The sequence below is a fragment of the Chelatococcus sp. XZ-Ab1 genome (assembly GCF_029309855.1).
Lineage (GTDB): Bacteria > Pseudomonadota > Alphaproteobacteria > Rhizobiales > Beijerinckiaceae > Chelatococcus_A > Chelatococcus_A sambhunathii.
The window spans coordinates 26,435-42,136 of sequence record NZ_JARKII010000014.1 but is presented as its reverse complement, the minus strand read 5'-3'; the positions used below and the strand labels follow the sequence as shown (position 1 = coordinate 42,136).

14 protein-coding genes are annotated in these 15,702 nt (G+C 67.0%); 10 read left to right on the top strand and 4 right to left on the bottom strand.

Going from position 1 to position 15,702, the window contains the following annotated elements; translation table 11 throughout:
- Positions 1 to 110 precede the first annotated feature (110 nt).
- Positions 111 to 926, top strand: coding sequence for a DUF533 domain-containing protein (locus P2T65_RS18270; RefSeq protein ID WP_063187012.1), 816 nt, complete (start codon positions 111 to 113; stop codon positions 924 to 926).
- A gap of 187 nt (positions 927 to 1,113) precedes the next feature.
- Here P2T65_RS18270 and P2T65_RS18265 read toward each other — a convergent pair whose 3' ends face one another.
- Positions 1,114 to 2,295, bottom strand: a complete 1,182-nt coding sequence (locus P2T65_RS18265; protein ID WP_276200441.1) for a pyridoxal phosphate-dependent aminotransferase — start codon at positions 2,293 to 2,295, stop codon at positions 1,114 to 1,116.
- Between the two features lie 17 nt (positions 2,296 to 2,312).
- Entirely contained in the window at positions 2,313 to 2,588 is a 276-nt protein-coding gene (locus P2T65_RS18260) for a hypothetical protein (RefSeq protein WP_276200440.1), read from the bottom strand.
- A gap of 211 nt (positions 2,589 to 2,799) precedes the next feature.
- On the opposite strand from P2T65_RS18260, the gene P2T65_RS18255 reads away from it, so the two are divergent.
- From P2T65_RS18255 to denD, 5 genes are all read left to right on the top strand, one after another.
- Entirely contained in the window at positions 2,800 to 4,602 is a 1,803-nt protein-coding gene (locus P2T65_RS18255) for an IlvD/Edd family dehydratase (protein WP_071924176.1), read from the top strand.
- 39 nt (positions 4,603 to 4,641) lie between these two features.
- Positions 4,642 to 5,502, top strand: a complete 861-nt coding sequence (locus P2T65_RS18250; RefSeq protein ID WP_063187004.1) for an isocitrate lyase/phosphoenolpyruvate mutase family protein — start codon at positions 4,642 to 4,644, stop codon at positions 5,500 to 5,502.
- Positions 5,499 to 6,182 carry a GNAT family protein gene (locus tag P2T65_RS18245; RefSeq protein WP_055457794.1) on the top strand — a complete coding sequence of 228 codons (684 nt, stop codon included), beginning with the start codon at positions 5,499 to 5,501 and terminating at the stop codon, positions 6,180 to 6,182. Before P2T65_RS18250 ends, P2T65_RS18245 begins: the two co-directional genes overlap by 4 nt.
- Before the next feature lie 12 nt (positions 6,183 to 6,194).
- Positions 6,195 to 6,941 (top strand): SDR family oxidoreductase, encoded by a 747-nt coding sequence (locus tag P2T65_RS18240; protein WP_063187002.1) that lies wholly within the window; start codon positions 6,195 to 6,197, stop codon positions 6,939 to 6,941.
- A 168-nt stretch (positions 6,942 to 7,109) separates the two neighbouring features.
- On the top strand, positions 7,110 to 8,090 hold the full coding sequence (gene denD, locus P2T65_RS18235; RefSeq protein WP_055457792.1) for a D-erythronate dehydrogenase: 981 nt from the start codon (positions 7,110 to 7,112) through the stop codon (positions 8,088 to 8,090).
- Positions 8,091 to 8,529: 439 nt separating this feature from the next.
- Here denD and P2T65_RS18230 read toward each other — a convergent pair whose 3' ends face one another.
- A complete protein-coding gene (locus P2T65_RS18230) occupies positions 8,530 to 9,492 on the bottom strand; it encodes a 2-hydroxyacid dehydrogenase (RefSeq protein ID WP_198300586.1) in 963 nt (320 codons plus the stop codon).
- A 350-nt stretch (positions 9,493 to 9,842) separates the two neighbouring features.
- Between P2T65_RS18230 and ugpC the strand changes: the two genes are divergently transcribed.
- The 4 genes from ugpC (at position 9,843) to P2T65_RS18210 (ending at position 14,306) form a co-directional block, all read left to right on the top strand.
- Positions 9,843 to 10,907, top strand: coding sequence for a sn-glycerol-3-phosphate ABC transporter ATP-binding protein UgpC (gene ugpC, locus P2T65_RS18225; protein ID WP_055457791.1), 1,065 nt, complete (start codon positions 9,843 to 9,845; stop codon positions 10,905 to 10,907).
- Positions 10,908 to 11,022: 115 nt separating this feature from the next.
- A complete protein-coding gene (locus P2T65_RS18220) occupies positions 11,023 to 12,339 on the top strand; it encodes an ABC transporter substrate-binding protein (RefSeq protein ID WP_055457790.1) in 1,317 nt (438 codons plus the stop codon).
- A gap of 105 nt (positions 12,340 to 12,444) precedes the next feature.
- On the top strand, positions 12,445 to 13,392 hold the full coding sequence (locus P2T65_RS18215; protein ID WP_055457789.1) for a sugar ABC transporter permease: 948 nt from the start codon (positions 12,445 to 12,447) through the stop codon (positions 13,390 to 13,392).
- An 11-nt stretch (positions 13,393 to 13,403) separates the two neighbouring features.
- Positions 13,404 to 14,306 (top strand): carbohydrate ABC transporter permease, encoded by a 903-nt coding sequence (locus P2T65_RS18210; RefSeq protein ID WP_055457788.1) that lies wholly within the window; start codon positions 13,404 to 13,406, stop codon positions 14,304 to 14,306.
- 224 nt (positions 14,307 to 14,530) lie between these two features.
- Here the strand turns inward: P2T65_RS18210 and P2T65_RS18205 are convergent, their stop codons facing one another.
- A complete protein-coding gene (locus P2T65_RS18205) occupies positions 14,531 to 15,577 on the bottom strand; it encodes a LacI family DNA-binding transcriptional regulator (RefSeq protein WP_055457787.1) in 1,047 nt (348 codons plus the stop codon).
- Positions 15,578 to 15,702: the final 125 nt, after the last annotated feature.

The window sequence follows — 15,702 nt, the reverse complement described above, 5'->3', positions numbered from 1 at the left end:
GGTGGGATTTGTCGCCCTTCGAAGCAGTACCCATCTGGCATTCGTCGCCGGGCGATCCTACCTGCCGGAAGGAGAGGGCGGCGAGCAGCGCCCGCAACAGGGAGAGAGGGATGTTCGACGCCAAGAAGCTTCTCGACGCGCTGGTCGGTTCGGCGGCTGCCGGCGGCAATACCGCCAGGCAGGGGGATGCCGGCCTCGGTAGCATGCTGAACGAAGTGCTCGGGCAGTTCACGGGCGGTGCAGGCGCAGCCGGACGCCCCGGAGCACCGGGGGTGGACGGCAACATCGCCGAGAAGGCGATGGGCTATCTCAACACGCCGCAGGGCAACATGGCGGCGAGCGCCGTCATCGGCGGCCTCGCGGGCCTGCTGATGGGCTCGAAATCCGGCCGCAAGCTCGCCGGCTCGGCCGCGAAGATCGGCGGCCTCGCACTGATCGGTGGCCTCGCCTATACCGCCTACCGCAACTGGAAGGCCGGGCAGCAGCCGGCCGCCTCGGCCGGTGCGCAAAACGGCGGAGTGCAGATGCTGCCGCCGCCGTCGCAGTCGCCCTTCAGCGTCGAGGGCGCCTCGCAGGACACGGCGCTCGTGCTGCTGAGGGCGATGATCGCCGCGGCGGCTGCGGACGGGCACGTCGATACGGTCGAGCGCGGCCGCATCATCGGCGGGCTGAAGCAGGCGGGCTTCGACATCGAGGCGACGCAGTTCCTCGACAACGAATTCGCCAATCCCGCCCCGATCACGACGCTCGCTGCCGCCGCGCGGACGCCGGAACTGGCGAGCGAGATCTACACGGCGGCGCGCCTCACGATCGAGCCGGACACCTTCGAGGAAAAGACGTTCCTGACCCAGCTCGGCGACGCGCTCGGCCTCGACAAGGCGCTTATCGCCCATATCGACGCGGCGGCGACGGCGGCGAAGGCGTAGGGGCGCGCGCAGACACGGGGCGGGGCGCTGACAAGACTGTCCGGCGCTCTCAGCCGTCATGCCCGCGCTTGTCGCGGGCATCCACGCCGTGACGCTCGCGCAGGGGTGAAAAGGGGTGGATGGCCGGGACAAGCCCGGCCATGACGGGCGGGGAGGCTACGCTCCGCCGTTGAGCGAGGCAGGCTTGTCACGCCGCCTTGCGCGAGGCGAGGAAGTCGCCCATGCGCTCGAGCGCCTTCAAGATGTTCTCGGTCGAGTTGGCATAGGACAGGCGGATGAAGCCCTCGCCATGGACGCCGAAGTCCGGCCCGCCGATGACGGCGACGCCCGCCTCCTCGAGAAGGGCTGAGGCGAGCGCCTTCGCCTTCCAGCCCGTGCGCGAGACGTTCGGGAAGGCATAGAACGCGCCCTTCGGCGTGGCGCAGGAGACGTTCGGCAGCTTGTTGAGGCCCTCGACGACGACCTTCCGCCGCCGGTCGAACTCGGCCACCATCTCTCCCACGCAATCCTGCGGCCCGGTGAGGGCGGCGAGCCCCGCCCATTGCGCGGCGGCATTGACGCAGGAATAGGAATTGACCGCGAGCTTGCGCGCCGCCTCGTAGAGCGGCTTCGGCCAGACCGAGAAGCCCATGCGCCAGCCGGTCATGGCATAGGTCTTCGACCAGCCGTCGAGCAGGATCAGGCGGTCGCGGATCTCGGGATAGGCAAGCAGCGACACATGGCTCTCGCCGTCATAGGTCATCTGGCCGTAGATCTCGTCCGACATCACGGCGACGTCCGGGTGGTCGGCAAGGCCGGCGACGAGCCGGTCGATCTCGGCCTTGGGCGTGACGCCGCCGGTGGGGTTGGCGGGGGAATTGAGGATGAGGAGGCGCGTCCGCGGCGTGATCAGCGACAGGGTCTCCTCGGCGGAGAAGGCAAAGCCGTTCTCCTCGCGGATCGGCACCGGAACGGGCGTCGCCCCGGTGAACTCGATCATCGAGCGGTAGATGGGAAAGCCGGGATCGGGATAGAGGATCTCGGCCCCCGGCTCGCCGAACATGAGGATCGCCATGAACATGGTGACCTTGCCGCCGGGTACGATCAGCACCTCGTCGGGCGAGACGGAGACGCCGAGGCGGCGGTGGATGTCGGCGGCGACGCCCTCGCGCAGCGGCAGGATGCCGGTGGCCGGCGTATAGCCGTGGTGGCCGTCGCGCAGGGCCTTGACGGCCGCCTCGACGATGTGGGGCGGGGTCGGGAAATCCGGCTGGCCGATGCCGAGGTTGATGATGTCGCGCCCCTCGGCGGCGAGCGCGGTGGCGCGGGCCAGCACGGCGAAGGCGTTTTCCTCTCCTATACGCCCGAAGGCGTCGACGATCCTGAGCATTCTCACTCCCTAGATCTTCAGTTGATGTCCCGGTTGTTCATCTGCTTGCCGAGGGCGCAGGCGCGGTTGGCGCCCGTGCCCGGGGCGTTCTCGAAAGTGCATCGGCGCTCCGGTTGCGATCCGCAGACCTTCGCGAGGTCGCGAAAGCCGACGCAGCGGCCGTCCGGGCCGCGGTAGCCGGGGCCGCCCTTGCAGCCGCAGCCGCGGCACGCCGGCCGCTCGGGACAGGCCGCCAGGACCGGACCGGCGCAGGCCAGCACGGCGACGGCGAACACCGCCGCGAACAGCCGCATGGTTCGGCCGCTGCGCCCCCTCCGATCGCTCCCCACCCCTCGCGTCCCCCGCCTGTTGCCAGCGTGAGGCAACCGAGCCCTGCCTCCAGCGCATCCGTTCAGCGATTGATTTTCCGCTGCATTTAGGGCGATGCTGGCAGGGAAATCAAACGGCTAAATCGGTTTTATAGCGCCTTGCCAAAAAGGCGTGAGACGGGAAGGACAACGCCACATGACTGCGCAATCCCGGGACAAATCGCAGCTGCGCTCGCGCCTGTGGTTCGACAATCCCGACAATCCGGGCATGACGGCGCTCTATCTCGAGCGCTACCTCAACTACGGCCTGACGCGCGAGGAACTGCAGTCGGGCAAGCCCATCATCGGCATCGCCCAGACGGGCTCGGACCTCTCGCCCTGCAACCGCCACCATCTCGATCTGGCGCACCGGGTGCGCGAGGGTATCCGTGCGGCCGGCGGCGTGGTGATGGAATTCCCCGTCCATCCCATCCAGGAGACGGGCAAGCGTCCGACCGCCTCGCTCGACCGCAACCTCGCCTATCTCGGCCTCGTCGAAGTGCTCTACGGCTATCCGCTCGACGGCGTGGTGCTGACGACGGGCTGCGACAAGACGACGCCGGCCTGCATCATGGCGGCGGCGACGGTGAACATCCCCGCCATCGTGCTCTCCGGCGGGCCGATGCTCAACGGCTGGTTCCGCGGCGAGCGCACGGGCTCCGGCACCGTGGTGTGGAAGGCGCGCGAGCTGCTTGCCGAGGGCAAGATCGACTACGAGAAGTTCATCGAGCTCGTGGCCTCCTCGGCGCCGTCCGTCGGGCACTGCAACACCATGGGCACGGCCTCGACCATGAACTCGCTGGCCGAGGCGCTCGGCATGAGCCTGCCGGGCTGTGCCGCGATCCCGGCACCCTACCGCGAGCGCGGGCAGATTGCCTACGAGACCGGCAAGCGCATCGTCGAGATGGTATGGGAAGACCTGAAGCCCTCCGACATCCTGACGCGCGAGGCCTTCGAGAACGCCATCGTGGTCAATTCGGCCATCGGCGGCTCGACCAATGCGCCGATCCACATCAATGCCATCGCCAAGCACATTGGTGTGCCGCTGAGCGTGGAGGACTGGGAGACGGTGGGGCACAAGGTGCCGCTGATCGTCGACCTGCAGCCGGCCGGCAAATATCTCGGCGAGGAATATCACCGCGCCGGCGGCGTGCCGGCGGTGGTCAACGAACTGATGAAGCATGGTCTTATCCACGAGAGCGCGCTCACGGTGAACGGCAGGACCATCGGCGAGAACTGCCGTGGGCGCGAGGCGGAGGACCGCGACGTCATCCGCAGCTTCGACAACCCGCTGATGCAGGATGCCGGCTTCATCGTGCTGAAGGGCAACCTGTTCGATTCGGCGATCATGAAGACGAGCGTGATCTCGAAGGAGTTCCGCGACCGCTACCTGTCGAATCCGAGCGACCCCGACGCCTTCGAAGGGCGGGCCATCGTCTTCGACGGGCCGGAGGATTACCACAGGCGCATCGACGATCCGGCTCTCGGCATCGACGAGCATTGCATGCTCTTCATGCGCGGCGCCGGGCCCATCGGCTATCCCGGGGCGGCTGAGGTCGTCAACATGCAGGCGCCGGATTATCTCCTCAAGAAGGGCATCACCTCGCTGCCCTGCATCGGCGACGGGCGTCAGTCCGGCACGTCGGGCTCCCCGTCGATCCTCAACGCCTCGCCGGAAGCGGCGGCGGGTGGCGGCCTGGCACTGCTCAGGACCAACGACCGGGTGCGCGTCGACCTGCGCAAGGGCACAGCCGACATCCTCATCTCCGGCGAAGAGCTTGCCGCCCGCCGGGCGGAGCTCGAGAAGAACGGCGGCTATCCCTATCCCGCCAGCCAGACGCCCTGGCAGGAGATCCAGCGCGCCATGGTCGATCAGCTCTCGGAGGGCATGGTGCTGAAACCGGCGGTGAAATATCAAAAGGTCTCCCAGACCTTCGGGGTGCCGCGCGACAACCATTGACGTCGTTCACACGGCTCGCCTTTCCCGACGGAGAGACCAGTGAGCTCCATCCACGACCGCCGCCACGCATTCCGCCGGCTGCACGAGGCCGGCGGCACCTTCGTCATGCCGAACCCGTGGGACGTGGGCACCGCACGCTTCTTGCAGAGCCTCGGCTTCAAGGCGCTCGCGACGACGAGCGCGGGCGTCGCCTTCTCGCAGGGCTTCCCGGACACCGACTGGGCCGTGCCGCGCGATGCGATGCTGGCTCATATCCGCGAGATCGTCGAAGCCGTGGACGTGCCGGTGAACGCCGATTTCGAATCGGGCTATGCGCACGAGCCGGGCGACGTCGCCAAGAATGTGCGGCTGTGCGTCGACACCGGCGTCGCGGGCCTCTCCATCGAGGACGCGACGGGAGAGCCGTCGCGTCCACTCTATGACCTCAGCCTCGCGCAGGAACGGATCGCGGCGGCGCGTGCGGCCATCGACGAGGCCGGCAAGGGCGTCGTGTTGACGGCGCGGGCGGAGTGCTGGCTCGTCGGCCATGCGGCGCCGCTCGACGAATCCATCCGCCGGCTCGTGGCTTATGCCGAGGCCGGGGCCGATTGCCTCTATGCGCCGGGCTGCAGGACGCCCGAGCAGATCCGCGCCATCGTGGAGGCCGTGGCGCCCAAGCCCGTCAACGTGCTCATTCCCGCCGGCACGACCATGGGCGTCGACGATTTTTCGGCCCTCGGCGTCAAGCGCCTCAGCGGCGGCTCGGCCTTGTGCCGGGTTGCCTGGGGCGCCTTCATGCAGGCGGCGCGCAGTGTCGCGGCGACCGGGCGCTTCGACGCGCTCGCCGAGGCCGTGCCCTTCGACGAGATCAACGGCTTCTTTCGCGACGACCTGGCGCACGGGCGGAGGCCGACGCGATGAACGCTCCGGTCATCGGCCCGGCGCGCGGCCTGCCGCCGCGGCGAGAGCACGAGGGGCGCACGGTCGTTCTCGCGCCGCTTGACGCGCGGCGGCATGCGGCCGACCTGTGGGCGGCCGTCGCCGGCCACGACAGCCTCTGGGACTACATGGCCTACGGCCCCTTCGCCGATGCGGAGGCTTTCGGCCTCTGGCTCGAGGGGCGGGCGGAGCTGAGCGACCCGTTCTATTTCACCGTGATCGACCGCGGCACGGGACGGGCCGTGGGGCTCGCGACGCTGATGGAGATCCGCCCCGCCCACGGGGTCGTCGAGGTCGGTAACATCGTCTTCTCGCCGGCGCTGCAGCGCACCCCTGCGGCGACGGAGGCGATCTATCTTCTTGCGAAGCATGTTTTCGACGATCTCGGCTACCGCCGCTTCGAGTGGAAGTGCAACGCGGCCAATGCCGCCTCGCGTCGGGCAGCCGAGCGCTTCGGCTTCACCTTCGAGGGCATCTTCCGCCAGCACATGATCGTCAAGGGAAAGAACCGCGATACCGCCTGGTTCGCGATGCTCGACAGAGAGTGGCCGGCGCGCAAGGCGGCCTTCGAGGGCTGGCTGTCGCCCGACAATTTCGACGCCGCGGGGCGCCAGCGCGTCCCGCTCGCCGCTTTTCAGAAGAAATCTCAAGCGACAATCTAGGGAGTAACGCAAGTGGCTGGACGCCTATCGGGCAAGACATGTGTCGTGACGGCGGCAGGGCAGGGCATCGGCCGGGCCTGCGCCGAGGCCTTCCTGCGCGAGGGAGCCCAAGTCGTCGCGACCGATCTCGACGAGACCAAGCTCGCCGGTCTTGCGGGCGCGCGCTGCAGCAAACTCGATGTGCGCTCGACCGCTGCCGTCGAGGCGCTGGCGCGCGCCGTCGGCCCGGTGGATGTGCTGCTCAACGCGGCCGGCTATGTCCACCACGGCTCGGTGTTGGAATGCTCGGAAGAGGACTGGGATTTCTCCTTCGACCTCAACGTGAAGTCGATGCATCGCACGGTGCGCGCATTCCTGCCCGGTATGCTGGAGAAGGGCGCCGGTTCCATCGTCAACATCGCCTCGGGTGCCTCCTCCGTGCGCGGCATCCCCAACCGCTATGTCTATGGTGCCAGCAAGGCGGCGGTCGTCGGCCTCACCAAGGCGCTGGCGGCCGACTTCATCCGCAAGGGCGTGCGCGCCAACGCCATCTGCCCCGGCACCATCGAATCACCCTCGCTCGACGAGCGCATCGCGACCCTGGCGCGCGAGACCGGCCAGAGCGTGGAAGCCGTCCGGCAGGCCTTCATCGACCGCCAGCCGATGGGCCGGCTCGGCAAGCCGGAAGAGATCGCCGCTCTCGCAGTCTATCTCGCCTCCGACGAGTCGGCCTTCACGACGGGCCAGATCCATCTCGCCGACGGCGGCTTCGCGCTCTGAACGACGATTGGTCTAACGGGGCGAGCGCATCCCGTTCCCTCTCCGAGGGTAGGGAGGGGGTGGTGCAGCATGCAGGGCTTCATGGCTCTTGCGTCGCGACCGCACCCCAACTCTCCCCGCAAGGGGGAGGGGCTCCGTCCCTACCGCAATGCAAAGGAACCCCAGGTCATGCATATCCTCATCATCGGCGCGGCGGGCATGGTCGGCCGCAAGCTCACGGAACGGCTGGTCCGAGACGGAGCGCTCGGCGGCAAGACGATCACGCGCGCCACGCTGCACGACATCGTGGAGCCGCCCGTCCCGGCGGGTGCGCCTTTCGCCGTGAAGACGCTCGCCTCCGATTTCTCTCAGCCGGGCGAAGCCGAGAAGCTGGTGGCCGAGCGACCGGATGTCATCTTCCATCTCGCGGCCATCGTCTCCGGCGAGGCGGAGGCGGATTTCGACAAGGGCTACCGCATCAATCTCGACGGCACGCGTTATCTCTTCGACGCGGTGCGCGCGATCGAGGGCTATGTGCCGCGCCTCGTCTTCACCTCCTCGATCGCGGTGTTCGGCGCGCCCTTCCCCGACGCGATCGGCGACGAGTTCTTCACCACGCCGCTGACGAGCTACGGCGCGCAGAAGGCGATCGGCGAACTGCTCCTTGCGGATTACACCCGCCGTGGCTTCTTCGACGGCATCGGCATCCGCCTACCGACGATCTGCGTCAGGCCGGGCAAGCCGAACAAGGCGGCGTCGGGCTTCTTCTCCAACATCATTCGCGAGCCGCTGTCCGGTATCGAGGCGGTGCTGCCCGTGGGCGAGGACGTGCGCCACTGGCACGCGAGCCCGCGTTCGGCCGTCGGCTTCCTCATCCACGCCGCGACCATCGAGGGCGAAAAGGTGGGGCCGCGTCGCAACCTCACCATGCCGGGCCTCTCCGTGACCGTGGGCGAGCAGCTCGAGGCGCTGCGGCGCATCGCCGGCGACAAGGCGGTGGCGCTGGTCAGGCACGAGCCGGATCCGGGCATCATGAAGATTGTCGCTGGCTGGCCGCGCAACTTCGATGCCAGCCGCGCCCTCTCCCTCGGCTTCAAGGCGGAGGCGTCCTTCGACGACATCATCCGCGTGCATATCGAGGATGAGCTCGGTGGCAAACTGGGGGTGTGACGGGAAGGAGCACGCAAGCTGGCATTCTTCGATGTGGTCAGGCCCGCGCTGGCCGCCGGCACCCACGTCTTTGCCGGCTGAGCAACGTCAACGGCGAAGATGGCCGGGATAGGCCCGGCCAAGACGTGGGGAAACGGTGGCATTTTATCTCGACCGAACAGCCGTGGGGCATCAAGCGCCCGTGGCGGGCGAGGAAGGCCTGACTCGAACGCCCCCGGTCGCGCCTTCCCCCACGAAGCGGTGGGGAGGGGCGGGGCGATGCCGCAGGCCGGCGGTCGCCGATTGAAAGTTGGGAGAGAGCGTTGCTGGTCGGGGATTGCCGGCATGCTCGTGACGAGCGTCGGCGCCCCCCCACTCCTAGCCCCTCCTCGCCGCAAGCGGGGGGGGAGGGGGACAGGGCCCTCTGGCGGCTGCGCTGCTCGATGAGTTCAGCTGCGCGTCACTTCCGCGGCCAGGGCGTCTCGGCGACCGGCGTCTTCGGGCCCTTGCCCTCGAACCAGGACACAAGGTTGTCGACGACGAGCTGGCCCATGGCGTTGCGGGTGTAGACCGAGGCGGAGCCGACGTGGGGCAGCAGCACCACGTGATCCATGGCGATGAGCTCGGCCGGCACGCGCGGCTCGTCCTCGAAGACGTCGAGGCCGGCGGAGAGGATCTTGCGGTCCCGCAGGGCGGCGATCAGCGCCTTCTCGTCGACGACGCTGCCGCGGCCGACATTGATGAGGATGCCGTCCGGGCCGAGCGCCTCCAGCACCTCGGCATTGACGATGTGATGCGTCGCCGTCCCGCCCGGCGCGACCACCATCAGCACGTCGACGTCGCGTGCCATGGCGAGGAGGTTGTCGTAATAGCGGTAGGGCACGTCCGCCTGGCGGCTGCGGCCGTGGTAGGCGATGTCAAGGCCGAAGGCGGCGCAACGCTCGGCGATGGCCTTGCCGATGCGACCGAGGCCGAGGATGCCGACCTTGCGCTCGCGCAGCGTGGCGGTGAGCGGATAGGGCTTCTCCAGCCACTTGCCGGCGCGCAGATAACGGTCCACCTGCGGAATCTGGCGCACGGTGGCGAGAAGCAGACCGAGTGCGAGGTCCGCCACCTCGTCCGTGAGCACGTCTGGCGTGTTGGTGACGATGACGCCACGCTCGGCTGCCGCCTTCACGTCGATGCCGTCATAGCCGACGCCGAAATTGGCGATGATCTCGAGCGCCGGTAGCTTCTCGATCAGTGCCCTGTCGGCCTTGCCGGCGCCACCGGCCGCGACACCGCGGATGCGCGGGCCTACCTCGCGGAAGAAGGCTGCCTCGTCCGCGACCTGGGCGAGCTTGTGCAAGGTGAAGTGCTGCGTCAGTCCATCCTCGATGAGAGGCATGATGGGGCGGACGAGGAGAATGTCGGGCTTGCTCACGGGCGCGTTTCCCTGGCTGTCGTTCGGTTTCGTCGGGCTTAAGCGTTTAAACGATTGAATTCAAGTTGAGACGCGGCTAGCGTTGGGTGAACAAGGATGCCGCCGACGCGGCACGCCAAGAATTGCCGGATACCGGCGATGGGGGGAACAGCCTTCGCGGGCCCAGGGGAGGGGACAGCGTGCGCAACCGGTGCGCGTCATCTCAGCTTTTCGCGATGAGCGGGTTTTCGTCTTGCGTAGCGATTGCGTTTGACGAACGATCTCGCGTGTCCTGATGCCTTCCGTGGAAGGCATCGGGGAAAGTGGTGATGCGGCCGGTGGCGCCGCTCGAACAGGGACGGTCGACTTAAATGGCATCGGTTGAAATTCGAGACGTGCGCAAGGCGTTTGGCGCGACCCAGGTCATCCACGGCGTGTCGATCGACATCGTGGACGGCGAGTTCGTGATTCTCGTCGGCCCTTCCGGATGCGGCAAGTCGACCCTGCTGCGGATGGTGGCCGGCCTCGAGAACGTGACCGGCGGCGAAATCCGCATTGGCGAACGCGTCGTGAACGATGTGCCGCCGAAGGAGCGGGACATCGCCATGGTTTTCCAGAACTACGCGCTCTATCCGCACATGACGGTGGCGGATAACATGGCCTTCTCGCTCAAGCTGCGGAACGCACCCAAGAGCGAGATCGAGGCCCGTGTCAAGAAGGCGGCCGACATCCTCGGCCTCGGCCATCTGCTTGACCGCTATCCGCGCCAGCTCTCGGGCGGCCAGCGCCAGCGCGTCGCCATGGGCCGCGCCATCGTACGCGACCCGCAGGTCTTCCTTTTTGACGAGCCGCTGTCGAACCTCGATGCCAAGCTGCGTGTGCAGATGCGCACCGAGATCAAGGAACTGCACCAGCGCCTGAAGACCACGACGGTCTACGTCACGCATGACCAGATCGAGGCCATGACCATGGCCGACAAGATCGTTGTCATGCACGACGGCATCGTCGAGCAGATGGGCGCGCCGCTCGAGCTCTACGACAGGCCCGCCAACATGTTCGTCGCCGGCTTCATCGGCTCGCCGGCCATGAACTTCATCAAGGGCAGCATCACGGCTAACGGCAAGGCGGTCTTCAGGACAGAGGGCGGCCTCGAGCTGCCGCTGGCTACGGCGCCGGCCGGTGCAGACGGGCGTCCGGCCGTCTATGGCATCCGGCCAGAGCATTTCGTTATTGACGAGGCGAACGGCATCCCGGCCGAGGTCGTCGTCGTCGAACCGACGGGCTCGGAGACCCAGGTCTTCGCCAAACTCGGCGGGCAGGACATTGTCGGCGTCTTCCGCGAGCGCGTCACCGTCGGCCCGGGCGACACCATCCCGCTCACGCCCAATCCCGCGCTCGTTCACCTGTTCGACGCGCAGACGGGTCAGCGCCTGTAAGGCTTCGGCCGCGGCCTTGCGGCCGCGGCTGCATGGCGGTGTCTTCATGCAGAATGGCCAAGGGACGGCCGCACCGCGCCCATGAGTTGCGTCCCATCATATCGGAGGATTGCCCATGACCATTTCGAGACGCGATCTGCTTCTCGGCAGCGCCGGCCTTGCCGCCGGCGCTGCCGGCATGTCCATGCTCGGCTCCGTGCCGGCCCGTGCCCAGTCCGCCATGAAGTTCACGCCCGAGCAGGGCGCCTCATTGCGGGTGTTGCGCTGGTCACCCTTCGTCAAGGGCGACGAGGACGCTTGGCTCGCCAATACCAAGAAATTCACGGAAGCCACCGGCGTCGAGGTGCGCATCGACAAGGAGAGCTGGGAAGACATCCGGCCGAAGGCGGCGGTCGCGGCCAATGTCGGCTCCGGGCCGGATGTCATGTGGGTGTGGTTCGACGACGCGCACCAGTATCCCGACAAGCTCCTCGACGTGACCGACCTTGCCAACGACCTCGGCTCGCGCTACGGCGGCTGGTACGCTGGCCCCGAGGGCTATGCCAAGCGCGACGGGCGGTTTATCGGCCTGCCGCTCGCCACCATCGGCAACGCCCTGTGCTATCGCGATAGCTGGGTTAAGGAAGCTGGCTTCAGCGAGTTTCCGAAGGACACCAAGGGCTTCCTCGAGCTCTGCAAGGCACTGAAGGCCAAGGGCCACCCGGCGGGCTTCCCGCACGGCAAGGCCGTTGGCGACGGCAACAACTACGCCCACTGGCTGCTGTGGAGCCATGGCGGCAAGATGGTCGACGAGAACGGCAAAGTCGTCATCAACAGCCCGGAGACGATCGAGGCGCTGAAATATGCCCGCGAGCTCTACCAGACCTTCATCCCCGGCACGGAGAGCTGGCTCGACGTCAACAACAACCGCGCGTTCCTCGCGGGCGAGATCTCGGTGACGGCGAACGGCGTGTCGCTCTACTACGCCGCCAAGAACGATCCGAAACTCGCCGAGATGGCGGCGGACATCAAGACGACCAACCTGCCGATCGGACCGGTTGGCCAGTCTGTCGAGCTGCACCAGACGACGACGGCGGTGATCTTCAAGTACACGAAGTTCCCGCAGGCGGCGCAGGCCTATCTGCAGTTCATGTTCGAGGCCGACCAGATGAACAACTGGATCCAGGGCTCGAGCGCCTATTGCTGCCAGACCTTGAAGGCCTTCGCCAGCAATCCGGTGTGGACGTCGGATCCGGTGCACGCGCCCTATGCCAAGGCCTCCGAGACGCTGCGCCCGAACGGTTATGCCGGGCCGCTCGGCTATGCTTCGGCAGCGGTCATGGCGGATTACGTGCTCGTCGACATGTTCGCCGAGGCAGCGACCGGCCAGCGCACGCCGGAAGATGCGGCCAAGCGCGCCGAGCAGCGCGCCAACCGCTACTACCGCGTCTGATCGATCACGAGGCGGCGGCGCCGCCGCCGCCTCCTCAAGGCCGCCGCGGCCCGTCAAACCCGGCCGCGTGGCGGTCTCGTTCACTGTGAAACCGGAGAGCGGCGTATGTCCGTCAGTGCCGATTCGATCCCGGCCGCCCCCTCATCGCGCTGGAGCCTGTCGCGGCTTGCGCACGACCATAATGTCCTCGGCGTCCTGTTCCTGTTGCCAGCGGCCGCGTTCCTGCTGGTCTTCCTCACCTATCCCCTCGGCCTCGGTGTCTGGCTGGGGTTCACAGACACGCGCATCGGCCGCTCGGGCATCTTCGTCGGGCTGGAGAATTACCAGCTCTTGTGGGAAGACCACATCTTCTGGCTGTCGGTGTTCAACACCATCCTGTACACCACCGTCGCCTCGGTGCTGAAATTCGGGCTCGGCCTGTGGCTTGCCCTGCTTCTCAACGAGCGCCTGCCGTTCAAGGCCTTCTTCCGCGCCATCGTGCTGCTGCCTTGGGTCGTGCCGACCGTGCTGTCGGCGATCGCCTTCTGGTGGATCTACGACGCGCAGTTCTCCATCATCTCCTGGGCGCTAATCAAGATCGGCCTGATCGATTCCAACATCAACTTCCTTGGCGACGCGACGAATGCGCGGGCCTCGGTGATCGCAGCCAATGTCTGGCGCGGCATTCCCTTCGTCGCCATCTCGCTGCTCGCGGGCCTGCAGACCATTCCGCCTTCGCTGCACGAGGCGGCGACGCTGGACGGGGCAACATCATGGCAGCGCTTCCGCCACATCACGCTGCCCATGCTGACGCCGATCATCGCCGTTGTGATGACCTTCTCGGTGCTGTTCACGTTCACCGACTTCCAGCTCATCTACGTGCTGACGCGCGGCGGGCCGCTCAATGCGACACATCTCATGGCAACGCTGAGCTTCCAGCGGGCCATTCCCGGTGGGCAGCTGGGCGAGGGCGCGGCTATCGCGGTCGCCATGATTCCATTCCTGCTTGCCGCCATCCTGTTCAGCTATTTCGGCCTGCAACGCCGCCGCTGGCAGCAGGGCGGGGCCGATTGAGGGAGACATCGATGAGCGCTCCAACCCACACGGCGCCCCGCGAGGCCCTCGTCGGCGACGAGGGCGGGATGGGCTATCTCGAGCGCCTGCCGCGGCGACTCGTGACCGTCTACCTGCCCCTTCTCGTCTTCCTCTTCGTCTTGCTGTTCCCGTTCTACTGGATGGCGATCACCTCCATCAAACCGAATGCCCAGCTGACGGACTACAACAACTACAGCCCCTTCTGGGTGGTCGACCCGACGCTCGACCACATTCGCTACCTCCTGTTCGAGACCTCCTATCCGGGCTGGCTGGTTAACACGATGATCGTCGCGGTGGCGGCGACCTTCGTGTCGCTCGTCACCTCGGTGTTCGCGGCCTATGCCATCGAGCGGCTGCGCTTCACGGGCTCGCGCTTCGTCGGCCTCGCCATCTTCCTCGCCTATCTGGTGCCGCCGTCGATCCTGTTCATTCCGCTGGCCCTGATGGTGTTCAACTTCGGCATATACGACAGCAAGCTGGCGCTCATCTTCACCTATCCGACCTTCCTCGTACCGTTCTGCACGTGGCTGCTGATGGGCTATTTCCGCTCCATCCCCTACGAGCTCGAGGAATGCGCGCTGATCGACGGCGCCTCGCGCTGGCAGATCCTCGTCAAGGTGTTGCTGCCGTTGTCGGTGCCGGGCTTGATCTCGGCCGGCATCTTCGCCTTTACGCTGTCGTGGAACGAGTTCATCTACGCGCTCACCTTCATCGCCTCGTCGGAGAACAAGACGGTGCCGGTCGGCGTGCTGACGGAGCTGGTGCGCTCGGACGTCTATGAATGGGGGTCGCTGATGGCCGGGGCGCTCATCGGCTCCCTGCCGGTGGTCATCCTCTATTCCTTCTTCGTCGAGCACTACGTCTCGTCGATGACCGGCGCGGTGAAGGAATAGGGCCGGCTGGCCTGGTCATCATGCCCGCGCTCGTCGCGGGCATCCACGCCCTTGACAACATCAGCGACGTCAAAGGCGTGGATGGCCGGGACGCGCCAGGCCATGACGAGAGGGGCGTGCACCGGGCCGTTGCAGACGATACGTCGCTCAACCTGGACGGTCGTGCGTTGTGCTGGCGCTGGGTCGAGAGATGGCCGGGCCCGCGGTTCGCTATCCGCCCCTTGTCACCGCAGCGGGCAGGTCGAGTTGCGCACGACGAGGCGCGGCTCGAGGAGGACGCGGCGCACCTCCGCCTGCGGTGAGGCAATGCGGCGGATGAGCAGCTCGGCGGCGCTCTGGCCCATTTCGAGCTGGCGGTTATGAACCGTCGTCAGGGCCGGATACCACTGGGCTGCCTCGGCGACGTCGTCGCAACCGACGACTGAAAAGTCGACGCCGGCCTCACGCCCCGCATGGCGCAGGCCGAGCATCGCGCCGAAGGCGACGAGGTCGTTGAAGCAGACGGCGGCCGTCGGCGGATCGTGAAGTCCGAGCAGACTCTGCACGCTGCGGAAGCCGAGCTCGCGCGTGCCGAAGCCCTCGACGACGAGGGCGGGATCGAAGCGGATGCCATGGCGGGCGAGGGTGTTGCGATAGCCGATCCTGCGGTTGTGCCCGGTCGAGATCAACTCGTTGCCGCCGATGAGCGCAATGCGCCGGTGGCCGAGCGCGAGCAGGTGCTCGACCGCCAGCTCCATGCCCCGCGCGTCGTCGGAGCCGGCGAAGTCGAGAGGGGCGTCAGGCACCTCGCGCGACACCTGCACGACGGGAATGCCCGCTGACGTCAGGATGCGCAGGTTGGCGACCGTGGTGCCACCGGCAGGGCAGATGATCATGCCGTCCGGCCGATATTCCCGGAGCGTCGCGAAGACCTTGTTCTGCTTCTCGAGACTCTCGGCATAGGTGCCTAGCAGGATGGTGAGGCCGTTGCGGCTCGCCGTGTCCTCGATCGTGCTGAGCAGTTCGGTGAAATAGGGGTTGGTGATGTCGTGGAAGGCGACCGCGATGATGTTGGTGCGGGCGGTGCGCAGGCTGGCGGCGCTGCGGTTGTAGACATAGCCGAGCTCGCGGGCGAGTTCCTGCACGCGCTGCTTGGTGCTCTCGGCCACCACGGCGCTGTCGCGTAGGGCGAGCGAGACGGTGGCCGTGGAGAGGGAGAGCTTGTCGGCGATGACCTGCAGGGTTACGCGGCCGCGCTCCTGGCCTTCGGTCATCAAGCCATCGACGGTCATGGTCTGCGCTTCCCCCTGGTCTGCCCCGCTTCGCCGGAGCCCTTTGCTTGTCCAGCAAGGACGCATTTTCAATCGAATTAAGTCAAGGGGCCATTTGGCGAAACGACATTCTGCGCCGCGGCACG

What these genes read in the sequence shown, in the direction of transcription:
- P2T65_RS18270 (WP_063187012.1), top strand. Translation starts at nt 111, where the DNA reads ATGTTCGACGCCAAGAAGCTTCTCGACGCGCTGGTCGGTTCGGCGGCT.
- P2T65_RS18265 (WP_276200441.1), bottom strand. Translation starts at nt 2,295, where the DNA reads ATGCTCAGGATCGTCGACGCCTTCGGGCGTATAGGAGAGGAAAACGCC.
- P2T65_RS18260 (WP_276200440.1), bottom strand. Translation starts at nt 2,588, where the DNA reads ATGCGGCTGTTCGCGGCGGTGTTCGCCGTCGCCGTGCTGGCCTGCGCC.
- P2T65_RS18255 (WP_071924176.1), top strand. Translation starts at nt 2,800, where the DNA reads ATGACTGCGCAATCCCGGGACAAATCGCAGCTGCGCTCGCGCCTGTGG.
- P2T65_RS18245 (WP_055457794.1), top strand. Translation starts at nt 5,499, where the DNA reads ATGAACGCTCCGGTCATCGGCCCGGCGCGCGGCCTGCCGCCGCGGCGA.
- denD (WP_055457792.1), top strand. Translation starts at nt 7,110, where the DNA reads ATGCATATCCTCATCATCGGCGCGGCGGGCATGGTCGGCCGCAAGCTC.
- ugpC (WP_055457791.1), top strand. Translation starts at nt 9,843, where the DNA reads ATGGCATCGGTTGAAATTCGAGACGTGCGCAAGGCGTTTGGCGCGACC.
- P2T65_RS18220 (WP_055457790.1), top strand. Translation starts at nt 11,023, where the DNA reads ATGACCATTTCGAGACGCGATCTGCTTCTCGGCAGCGCCGGCCTTGCC.
- P2T65_RS18215 (WP_055457789.1), top strand. Translation starts at nt 12,445, where the DNA reads ATGTCCGTCAGTGCCGATTCGATCCCGGCCGCCCCCTCATCGCGCTGG.
- P2T65_RS18210 (WP_055457788.1), top strand. Translation starts at nt 13,404, where the DNA reads ATGAGCGCTCCAACCCACACGGCGCCCCGCGAGGCCCTCGTCGGCGAC.
- P2T65_RS18205 (WP_055457787.1), bottom strand. Translation starts at nt 15,577, where the DNA reads ATGACCGTCGATGGCTTGATGACCGAAGGCCAGGAGCGCGGCCGCGTA.